Source organism: Candidatus Stygibacter australis, assembly GCA_030765845.1.
In the GTDB taxonomy this organism is placed as follows: Bacteria; Cloacimonadota; Cloacimonadia; order Cloacimonadales; family TCS61; genus Stygibacter; species Stygibacter australis.
The window spans coordinates 1-12413 of sequence record JAVCDJ010000162.1 but is presented as its reverse complement, the minus strand read 5'-3'; the positions used below and the strand labels follow the sequence as shown (position 1 = coordinate 12413).

6 protein-coding genes are annotated in these 12413 nt (G+C 38.6%); 2 read left to right on the top strand and 4 right to left on the bottom strand.

Translation table 11 applies throughout. The features are described 5' to 3' along the window. The 4 genes from RAO94_08030 to RAO94_08015 form a co-directional block, all read right to left on the bottom strand. On the bottom strand, positions 1 to 2243 hold a 2243-nt coding region (locus tag RAO94_08030; GenBank protein MDP8322284.1), incomplete at its 3' end, for a hypothetical protein. 2 nt (positions 2244 to 2245) lie between these two features. Next, complete coding sequence (locus RAO94_08025) at positions 2246 to 2917, bottom strand: ABC transporter ATP-binding protein (protein MDP8322283.1); 672 nt, start codon at positions 2915 to 2917, stop codon at positions 2246 to 2248. A gap of 10 nt (positions 2918 to 2927) precedes the next feature. Then, positions 2928 to 4166: an ABC transporter permease gene (locus RAO94_08020; GenBank protein MDP8322282.1), complete on the bottom strand. Its 1239-nt coding sequence runs from the start codon at positions 4164 to 4166 to the stop codon at positions 2928 to 2930. A gap of 454 nt (positions 4167 to 4620) precedes the next feature. Next, complete coding sequence (locus RAO94_08015) at positions 4621 to 7722, bottom strand: hypothetical protein (protein ID MDP8322281.1); 3102 nt, start codon at positions 7720 to 7722, stop codon at positions 4621 to 4623. A gap of 1183 nt (positions 7723 to 8905) precedes the next feature. Here RAO94_08015 and RAO94_08010 point away from each other — a divergent pair. Continuing rightward, complete coding sequence (locus RAO94_08010) at positions 8906 to 11239, top strand: T9SS type A sorting domain-containing protein (protein MDP8322280.1); 2334 nt, start codon at positions 8906 to 8908, stop codon at positions 11237 to 11239. An 81-nt stretch (positions 11240 to 11320) separates the two neighbouring features. Next, on the top strand, positions 11321 to 12413 hold a 1093-nt coding region (locus RAO94_08005), incomplete at its 3' end, for a hypothetical protein (GenBank protein MDP8322279.1).

Sequence of the window (12413 nt, the reverse complement as noted above, 5' to 3'; positions counted from 1 at the left end):
TTATATCCAAGATTACCTCTTCCTGTTCCAATAACTTCGCTTTCAGGGAATATTCTACTAAGATCAAAACTGGGCAGATCAGCATTTAGATCGATTTCCAGTTCAGGGAAAAATGTAAGATAGCCCTGAACAAATCCCAGGTCTTTTTTTTGAGAAAATATTCTTCCCTGTTCAATTGTAATTTTCTGGTTATCACCCTGCAGATTTAGATCTAAAGATAATTTCTGAGTTTCTCTATATTGCATATCATTTGCATCAATGATGCCTTCAAAATCTCCCTGTCCTCTGCTGTCTGCCTGAAGGTCCATAGTTAGCTTGCCATTATAATCTTCCAAGGAGCGGTAATCTACTAGATATTTCATAATATCCTTGATATCCAGATCCTGGGAACTAAGTTGAAATTTATAGGCTGGTTCTGGCTTGAGAAAGAATGAAGCATCCAAATCCACTTGATCATTAAGATTAAAATATGTAGTACTAATACTATCCAGATTGCCTTCAGCCTTTAAATCGATCTGGAGATTGTTATAATTATATTTTGCCTTGCCTGTATGCAATTCCAAATTGCTGTGATTGTTTTTGAAATCCAGATTTGCTATAGTAATTATCCTGCCATCAAAATTACCGAAATGCTGATCATAAAATCTGAGATTACTATCAGCAAGCAGACTGTCTCTATCTCCCTGAAATATTATTCTGCCGGTGCAATTTGGGAAGGTGAATATATCAAAAGACTTACCTAGCTGAAATCTTCTCAATTCCAGTTTTGCCACATAGCTTTCTGTTTCCAGATCAAATTCACCTGTTAATGAAATGTCATTATGCAGTCTGTGCAATGCAAAGCGGATCCGGGGATGTTCGTAATTCACCATTAATTCCAGTTTATCAATATCCAGCCAGGGAGAGTGTAAAGTTACATCACTTAAAGTCAATTGTGACGGTTCATTTGGCTTATTACTGTATTCTGCAGCAAGTTTACCATTAATGCTGATATCAGATATGGAGTACCCGATTGAGTCTGCTGTTACTTGTGAGAAAATTGTATTATCATAACCATAAAATCCGATTCCCTCAAAATTATTCTTTTCCCACACTAATTTATTCAGAGAAAATTCTACCTCATTATTACTGATCACTGCCGAGACATCTGCCTGACGGATATTTTGCCCGGCTAACTCAAGGCTGTCACTCTGGGCATCAACCTCTATTTTGAAGTCAGTAAAGCGACCTGTCATTTGACCCTGAAAATTTCCCTTGCCTTTGAGTATATTCTGATATGGCAATAAACTCACATTTTCCCCGCTGAAATCAGCATCCACCCCTATTATGGAACTGAAAGTGTTCAACAACTTACCTGCCACCTGCACGGCATTTCCATCAGCCACGGGATCATCAAACCGAAAATCTATCTCATTGCTGTCCCCAATCAAATCAAGACTGTCAGCCACAATTGTTCTCCCTGCCACTTCCAGATATATATCCTTAAGACCTGCATCAAGCGTCATCATTTCCGGTAAATAAGTAAATTTAATATCATACAGTGCTTTCAAGGAATCTATTTCAGTGATATACATATCATAGGGCATATAATCTTCCACTCGGGCAGATAGTGAATTGAACCAACCTCCGCTTAGGTCTAACTGAGTCTGCATTACTCCGCCATTATCAGTATTACCAGTTATCAGTGCACTTACTCCGTTCTCGGTCTGCATCTCACCACTTAGATGATGAAATCTCTCATCAATCATGAATTCATCTACATCAAGAACAAATTCCACTTCACCTTCATAAAGATTAAGCTTCCTGAATAGTTTCCTGAACTCCGGTAAAGGCGGATCATTAGTTTTAGTTTTTGGGGGACGATTTTTATCTGGTCTGGGATCAATGAAGTATCTTAGATATGGTTTATTGACAAAGATATTTTCCAGAAAAGGCTGATTTTTCACTCTTCGCCATAATAATTGCATCAGATTATATTCTATATGGATGCTTTCCGCGTAAAATTCCAAAGATGATGATGGCAAAATAAGCCTGAATCCCTCGATCATTACAAATTTTTCATTAAATGAAAAATCACCAATGATAACCTTACCACCAGTTATTTTTTCCAGATACCCTACACCGTATTTTTGAACCAGTCTGTTTTTAATATTCATCCGCATAAAGACGAAATATAGAATATTCACTAGTACAACAATCCAGATAACTATCAGCAACCAGCGTCTTTTATTTGGAAGTGCCATTTCTACCTGACTCTTAAAACTCCATTTTCAAGCACATATTGTTTTTGCATCTGCTCTGCTATCTGCCTATCATGGGTCACCATAACAAAGGTTTGACCCCTGGAATGATTTAAATCAATCAAAATATCCACTAATTCGCTGCTATGTTTGTAATCAAGATTCCCTGTGGGTTCATCTGCATACACAATATCCGGTTCATTTATCAATGCCCTGGCAACTGCCACTCTCTGCTGCTCTCCTCCACTTAACTGGTTAGGAAAATGAGATTCTCTTCCTTCAAGATTCAGTTTCTTTAGTAATTCTGCTGCTTTCTGCTCAGCAGCTTTACGTTTACCGGTAAGATAGAAATTAGGCAATGCCACGTTTTCCAAAGCTGTGAAATCTTCCAGAAGATAATGAAATTGAAAGATAAAACCAAGTTTACTATTGCGGAATTCATCTGCCTTGATGCTGCGTGTATCAAGTAATTCTCCCCTAAAGAAAATTTCTCCCTGATCCGCCTGATCAAGAAGTCCCAGAATATGAAGAAGTGTACTCTTCCCACTGCCTGATTCTCCTGTGATCGCCACAGTTTCTCCCTGTTCCACGATCAGGTCAAGTCCTTTGAGAATTTGCAGTTCTCCTTCTGTCTCCTGATAACTTTTCCTGATTCCTTTTGCTTTCACAAGTTCCATTATCTCTCCTTCAGCTACGTAATATTCCCGTTATCTGCAGCCTGTTCAATCTTCTTAAGGGTAATGCAGCTGCCAGATATATAATAATAAATGCCACTAACAATATCAGCAGCATTGACGGAATAGAAAAATACACATTTATCTTATCAAGGAAATATACATCTCCCTTCAATTTGAAAAATTCCTGTATGCTGGCAAGCCAGGCTAAAAACATACCTATTAATTCTCCGGCAAATATTGCCAGCACTCCGGTACCCAATATCCTGCTCAATAATATTTTTCTCAGACTTTTATTGGAAAATCCAATTGTTTTCAGAATCCCAATATCGCGCTTGCGATCTATTATCTCAGTACTCACAGATGATACCACATTAAATGACGCCACCACGATCAGAAAACTCAGAATAAAAAACAGCACCCATTTCTCAAGTTTCAAAAGATTAAAAAGGCTGCTGTTGAAATCCTGCCAGGTGGATATTTGAAAATCAAGTTCAAGTTCATTCTGCCATAAATATGCCAGGTAATCTGCCCGATCAATCTGCTCCGGCTGTAATTTTACTTCATATCTGGAGTACCTGCCAGGTTGATTGCTGAATCCCCAGGCCTGCTCCGGCTGCATGAATACTATCCTGCTGTCGCTTTCATATATCCCGCTGTGGTAAAGTCCCACTATCTTGAAAGGATGACTTTGTGATTTGATACCCAGCAGACTCATCTTATTTTGAGCTGGACTCACCAGGTAGATAATATCACCAACATCCAGACCCAGCTTCTCAGCGAGTTGCCTGCCCACTACCACATCGTCTTCTGCTTCAAGTTTCCAGCTACCCTTTTTCACATATTCTCGATAGGTGATCGGCAGCTCTTTTTTGTCCCAGTCCAAACCTCGCAATTGGCAGCTAAGCACTTTACTTACGACTTTCTGCTTTCTCGTGACAGCCATTGCCTGGCTGATAACCACACCGCCAGCAGCCTTAACTTCCGGCTTTCCGGCAAAAAAATCATCTAATCTTGATACATCTGCTTCGGAAAGATCTTCTCTGCTTGTACTGAATAAATAGACATGCGAATTTGTACTCAGGATAGTTTTTTTCAGCATGCGTTCATAACCATCAAAAATAGTGAAAGCGATAGTGAGTGTGGCTACTGAGATAATGATCCCCAGTACCATAAACATCGATCCTGGTCTCCGCCATTCTTTGCGAGGAGATCTGAAATATTTACCCAGAAAATACAGACTAATATTCACTTTTGGCTCTTTATTCCTGTTTTTATACCAAAAAATGCCTGCCGTCACCGGACAGCAGGCAGCTTATCAAACAGAGCACGGCTTCTGCTCTTTGTTTATTTTTTCTTTTCTATTTTATTTGACTTAGGACGTGAATTACCATAACTTTTCTGGATAATCTTGCCCCTTTTCGTTCTTTTATCGCCTTTGCCCATTTTGAACTCCTTATCTGCTTTTATCTTCTGAATCCATTTATGTATCCCTTTCTTTCATGTCAATGCAAATTATTGACATTTCAATCCCATCAGCCAAGACCTTGCGAATGGTGTTCATACTTTCGCAATGGTTGACCGGGAAATAAAAACTTATAACTATAATCGAATAAGCCATTTAGGGGCATATACCTTGCTCCTGTCAGTTAACCATTGCGAAGGGCTAAAGTCCATTCGCAAGGTTTTAGAAAGGGCAATTTCAGCTATTTGATAATTACAAATTTACCCACTTTCTTCTTTCCGCTATCATGATCATGGACGCTGAACAGGTATATCCCCGGTGCTGGTATCTGATTATATCTTGTCAAAAGATCCCAGGGTTCTATCCCACCTGCTGCCTGAGCCTGAACAGCAGCTTTGGAAACGGAAAGTATTTCTTCATAATTATTATTTCCATCATGCTCCAGTACTTCTACCAGATCTCCGGCTAAAGTCCAGATTTTTATCGTACACCTTTCCGGCAGATTTGCAAACCATAAACGGCGACTTTTATCACCTTTTATATCATTCGTCTTTCTACCATCAAATTTGCTGTGACTTATATATGGATTAGGTACCACATAAATATTATCCAGATCATCCTGTGCCTGTGATCCGGGGAAGAATACTTTCATATTTGCATCAATATCACGGGCTGATTCCAGGACAGGAATATTCAAGGAAGGCATCCCTCTATCCCAGGCTGTTGCAGCCACATAATATTCTATACCCTTTGGTGGATGATTGATAGATGCCTTATAATATCTGCGGCTTAATCTATCTTGCCTCAGCTTCTCCATCCTTACTGCATCACCGATATTTGACTGACCCAGGTGATTATTCAAGGGGATCAGCTTATCATCATAAATCTCCAGATATATATCATCCCTTAGATTAGGATTGCAGTAAAGCAGTGCCTGTTCATTAAAGGTTAGTACCACTGATGCTGCATATGCTTCATCATCATCCACATCAAAATTATATATCGGCTCTCCAAATATATAAGTCTGGTTATCGATATCATCTTGAGTATATTGCACCAGCTTGTAAACAGGATCAAAATGAAAATAAGGAAGGTCGCTATCATTTAATAACCTTCCATTTGGCAATCCACGCTCCAACCCGGTTTCACCACCAAAATCTATAAACTGCGTTGAATTGTAATTTATCATATAATCTTCATAGTCCTGATCAGTATCAATCTTATCCCAACGCTGCTTGAGCATCCAGAATTCCTGTGATCCGCTTCCACTTCTACCCCATAATGAATAACCCTGAAAATCATGGCGAAGTCGGTCTCCAGTCCAGGGATTCACATAGGCATTACTATTGCGATTTGTCTCCTCAGTTGTGTACATCTCAAAATCTTCATCCCACACATAAGGTGCAAATTCATGAGGACAATCTATTCTAAACTGAGGATCATCCTCCCACACGCTTAAATTACTATCAAGCACGTAAAGGGAATCTTCTACCTGCCAGCCAATCTGCTGCGGTTTCACGGTTTTTGTATCAACATTATCCATCTCTGAGCGATTATCCCAGTAAACATCTATGCCCATGCTTTCATTTACCAGTTCAGCAAACATCATGGGTATCTCTGGCGGTTCCGGTGGAATATAGTGAATAAATGTATCCGGCTGAGTCACTTCTGCAAGTCCCTGAGCTTCTCCATAAGTATCTTTGGCATGGATAGAGGTTTGCTTCAAGCTTAAAAGGTCATCACCCGGAAATACTGCGATCACGATCTTCATCGTTTTGCCAGGTGGCAGATTCCAGCGCTTGAAATAATTACCAAATTCATCTGTTTCCAGATAATCTGCTATTCCATATCCATCTTCCCCAGGTTCATCTGTATCTCCAGTATGCTCCTGAGCTCCATAAAATCCAAATAAATACCGTGTATCGAGTCCACCGGAATTTAACTGGGCATCGGGAAACCTTCTCAGGGATGTATATTTTTCATCATTTGGATTCTGATAATCAGTAAGCAGCCAGTATTTCTCATTTGCTGTCGTGGAAGCATTAATATCCAGGGGATGCAGATCATCTGGTCCATCTCCGCTATCCCAGGTCCAGCAGGCAAATTCCAACTGATCAGGGTCTGGTGTACATACTCTGGATCCTACCATTCCACGTGTAAGTCCACTATCACCATCCAGATCATAGGTATAGGCAAATTCATAGCCAACTCCCTTAACGTAGGAACTCACATCATCAGCATAAATGGCATCCCAGGCTTGAGGTCCCACATCTGAATCCATATATATTCCCATTGCACAATCAAAAAGTGTATCACTATAAGTAGTCGTAAAATTCATATTTGTAACATCAAATTCCACATATACAAGGTTCTTGATGTGTTCATAACTCCACTGGTAGCTCATTTGACGCACTCGTATTTTTAAGGGAATATGATCGCTTCGATCCTTATGATTTCCCCAGTCCCGCTCGGTTGAAGTACCAAAGGGACTGTAATCATAATAATAGCCAATAAAATCCTGCTCCGATACAGGATAGCCGTCCTCATCAAACAAACCATCTCCATCATCATCATTTGACTGAGTGAAATTGAATAGTTGATTATTGCAATCTGACAAATCCACAAATCCTAATGGGAACCAGATATCCACATTATCCAATACAGGTCCAAATTCATTTACACTTATATAGTGCAGATAATATTCCCCATAATCACTAAATACTTCCGGCAGTTCATCACCAGCCCTGAAAGGGAATGCATATCCCACGGGGTCTTCATCAATCCTGCCGTCTCCATCATCATCTTCCCCCCGTCGCTGCTGACGGATCGAGGTGGTCATCGTAACGTCATAGGCATTGTAATGACTATATTGCTCTCCCAAGGGTGAGGTTTCCAGAGGATTATAAGCCGGCAGCATCTCCTTGATATCCCAATCACCATCATATCCCACTGTTACCAGGGTGTCCACAACCAGCTTCAGGCTTTCATTCCAGTCATCATCAAGCTCTGTGACCACATCATTCTCATCTTCAGGATTTTCCACCCAATACAATTTCCTGCCAAAACCATCTCTTCTAATTTTTTTAGCGCCAAACCATAATGAACCACGGAACAAATAATCTATCCCACTTCCACCAGGATATTCCAGGGATGGATAACGTGGTGTGATATCCTTGCCGGAACCAAAAAATCCATAGTTACTAACTCTCAACCAGATATTTCCCACATTATGATAATGCAGCAGATCAAGCTTTTTGCCACTTGTGCCATCATCTATTCCCCTGGCTGGCAATTGCATGATAATGGTTATGAAAAATAAAAATAAAAATAATCTCTTCAGCATATATACCTCTCAATGATAATTTTCTCCGATAATCTAATATTTATTTCATACATCTTATTGTCCATTTATTTTTGATACCAGCATCTTTACTATCCTTTAATATCATTATCCTATAACCATTGATGAGCATTTTCAGATAATCAACATTGATTTTACTTTAATTTTCTGGAATTTGTCTGATTTATGAGTAATAACTATATTCTACATATATAACTATTGTTATATTTTGTGTGCTTAACTTATACATTATGTGCCTGAAGCCACAGGGAACCCACAGGGAGGGTACAGGGGGTCGAATGTTGGATGGAGAATTGTTTTAATATATTGTATAGTAGATAATTACAGAGCAAGATATAGTAATTTGTGGGAATTTTATGATAAATGGTAGTTACGGGGTTTATATAGTATTTTATCGAATAATACGATTGGTTTAATTTGTAATATGGTGAGATTTTAACTACAAAAGCCGCTAAATGCCACGATAAAATGTTATAAAAGCAAAATATATCATTTTTCTGTGTAGATCATATTTGTTTTAGATAGGGATCTCCTCTATATGATTCTTCTCTTATTGGGACAGTAAATTATTTTGAGATTTTGGAACATTAATCAACGTAATTCTGATTGAATCGTTATGTAGTACATTTATCACTGGATGGTGTAAATTTAACTTGACATCATTTAAGCTGTTGTTCCATATTTGAATTTGTTATTGGCTATGTAAATATCTTAGAGGAGATATTGATTATGACTGCTTTCAGGTGCTGGTTAATGATTTTGCTAAGTGAGTATATATATATATATACGGCGATCAGATCATACACAGCAGGAAGCTTGCAGTCGATTTTCCTGGAAGATCGTTTTAAATTCCGCTGAGGGCAAGGTGGTGTCTAATAATTCAATATAGAACACTGATTAGACGGATTTCGCGAATTTACACTGATCCGAAAATGATACTAACTTATTCACTGTTACTAACCTTATTATCAGAGAAATATCAGTGTTATCTGAGTTCAATTATTAATCATGAGACAACTCCCACCCAACGTTAAATGCTCTGACTACCGGATAGTTAAAAGATTTTGACTGATTTCGTAAATAAAATCGCTGCCTGAGCATCTTGAGAATACTCAGACAGCTAAGTTAATAAATAACCCTGATTTAATATACACAGGAGACAATAATGTGTAAAGTAAAAAAATATATTATAGCATTCATTATGCTAATTCCGCTGCTTTTAAGCGCTACTCTTTATGTCGATGATGATTATACAAGTCCTACACCTCCAGAATTTAATGAAATTCAAGATGCTGTAGATTATGCAGAAACCAATTCCCTAAATGGGGAAATTATAAATGTATATGCTGGTGCCTATGATCCTATCATAATCGGAGCTGTAGGATTAACAATAAAGCGTTATGGTTCAGGAAGCGTATATATTGATGGTTCTGGTACAAATTCATCTTGTATCGATTTTGATGCATCCCAAGCAACAACAACTTACTTTGAGGATATAATAATCAGGAATGGTTGTCCTTCATTGTATGGTGGAGGGATAAAATTATCAGCGAATAGAGATATATCTTTAGAAAACTGTGAGATCATAAATTGTAGTGCAACTTATGGTGGTGGTATATATATTGGGGGTCAACCAATAAGAAGTAATTGTACTATGTCTAACTGCATAATCAGCAATAATACTGCCTCACAAAATGGGGGAGGTATTTATGGCACATTTGCATCCTTTGATATGGAAAATTGTGTGATTAATGGTAATTCTGCAAATTGTGGCGGAGGCTTATACACCTATGGAGTATTCATTAACAGTAATGATACTGATAGAGTACTGATGTATGGCAATTCGGCAACTGCTAATGGCGGAGCAATATATATGGCTGGAGTTTCAGGTGGTTATTATAATGATTCCATACATTTGGGTAGCGTTACTATAGCAGATAATACTTCCACTTATGGTGTTGGAGGTATTTATGTGGAGAATACCGATGATGTTACTCTGGAATTAGTAAATTGCATTATCTGGGACAATGATGGGACACCGCAAGTGCCCACTGGAACTGATATAGAAATCACTTATAGTGATGTAGAAGGTTTAAATACCGGTACTGGTAATATCAATACTGATCCTGAATTTATTTCATATACCGAATATCCATTAGAATATTATAGTCCCTGCATCAATAAAGGTAATGATGACAGTGATTATGATGATCCGGATGGTTCTGTGGCTGATATGGGCTGGAACCCTTATGAACATGATGTGTATAAATGGGCAGACAGCGCTAGTGCACGAGTATATATATGGAAATGTTTCCCTAAATTGCCCCTTGATCCTGATCATTTTACTGAAAACGCTGGAGATGATATTGATGTAGATGAAGCATGGGAGAACTGGAGACCTGAACCTACCAGTTATTTTTATGCCTGGTATGGATCTTCTACTTGTGATGTTTATGGTTGGATTACTACGGGATGGAATTGGACTCCACCAACATATGAAGTTAACAGTACAAAAGGCTATAAATTACAGAGAACAGGCACCGGTGATCCCGTGATGTTTTCCAGTGGATTACTTTGCGAGGAAGACGTTACACTTTATACTTCGCCTGGTGAAGACTGGCTGGGTTATTATTTACCTTCTGCTCAAAGGGTGTTGGATGCTTTCCCAAGTGCAGTGACAGATGATGCCATTAAAATCTGGACACAGAATTGGTGCATCAGCAGAAATACTGTAAATGATCCCTGGACGGGTACTCCAACTTCATGCTATCTGAATTATATGGATGCGGTGATGATCACGACTGTATCTAGTACTCACCGTTTTCCATGGGAAACTCCCACCCGGGAAGATGAATTGGGAGTTCGTCCGGTAGCAGAGCATTTTACTTTTGTGGATGAGATTGATTATCAGCCCATATATGCCTATTTTGAAGAAGATAATCTGCCCCAGGAAGTGGCAGTATATGTGAATGATGTCTGCAAGGGTGCTCAGGTAGTGGAAGATACAATCTGTCAGATCTGTGCCTATATCCTAGAAGAAGATGAGGGTGAAGAAATAGAATTTGCCTTCTGGTATGATGATCGCAGTGAGATCGAGCGCTGTAACAGCTATCTGGTATTTGATGAAGATAGTGGAGAATATGAACAGCAAAGTTTACTGACCGGAACTCCAGGAATACATTATGAAGTATCATTTGAAAGAGGATATGAAGAAGTAATTCCAGTAGATCATAATCTGCGTTGCTATCCTAATCCATTCAATCCGGAACTGACCATTTCATTCAATCTGGAAGAAACTCGTTTGGTCAATCTGGATGTGTATAATATCAGAGGACAAAAAGTGAAAAGTCTGGCTGCTGAAACCTTCCGTCCTGATGACTATAATATAGTCTGGAAGGGAGATGATAATGCCGGCAATAAGGTGAGTAGCGGAGTTTATTACATTAGATTGCAGGTAGGAGAAGAAATAGTAAACCGGAAAGTGATATTGATGAAATAACGTGACTCGAGACTCGTAATTCGAAACTCGATAAAGCCTGGCGCTCTTCGGGGCGTCAGGTTAATATAGAAGGATATGATTATGAAAAAATCGCTGTTGCTGGTTTGGGGATTGTTACTGATTTATTTATTGCAGGGAACTACTATTATGGTCGATATAGAGGGTAATGGTGATTTTATATCGATTCAGGAAGGGATCAATGCCAGTGCGAATGAAGATACTGTGCTGGTATCTCCGGGCAGATATTATGAGAATATCGATTATAATGGGAAAGAAATCACAGTTGCCAGTATGGAATTAACAACCGGGCATAGAGATTATATTCGAAATACTATAATAGATGGAAACCAGAATAGCTGTTGCGTTGCGCTTCATAATGATGAAGGTGAGGGAACTATATTGAGAGGATTTACGATAACCAATGGCATTGGATATCCTGCTCCTAATTGGAGGTTTGGTGGAGGTATATATACATCGGAAACATCTTTGCAATTAATAAACTGCATTATTGAGCATAACAGAGCAGTAACTGGAGGTGGAATTTTTATTGAAGGTGGTCAGGTTTATCTTGAAGGAAATACTTTCAGGTATAATGACGCTGAATTACATGGTGGAGGTATGATGAGTTGTTATTTGACAACCGATATTGCCTTTTCTGAAGATAATAGAAATAACTTCTATTATAATTATGCCATTACCGGAAATGACATATTTAGCTCATTGGAATATAATGGTTTACCAACTGATATAATTGTCGATACATTTACAGTTACTGAGCCATTTGGATATGAATTTTATCAAGGAGAAAATAATTATGATAATCAGAACTATGATTCAACTATATTTGAGATGTTGCATCCTAAAAAAGAAAGAGTATATACAGATATGTATATTTCCCCTGATGGTGATGATGAAAATAGTGGCATAACGTCGGGTGATCCTCAGCAGACTCTGAACCAGGCATTACATTTCATTACTGCGGATGAAGATAATCCACTCACAATACATCTGGTAGATGGAATATATTCTACTGAATTGAATAATCAAAAATTCCCAGTTACTCTTCGAGCATTTGTCTCCATTGAGGGACAATCAGCAGAGAACACGATAATTGAATTGAATGGTATTGATCAAGGTTTTATAATTGATTTTTTCAGCGATTTAGGATATGAAA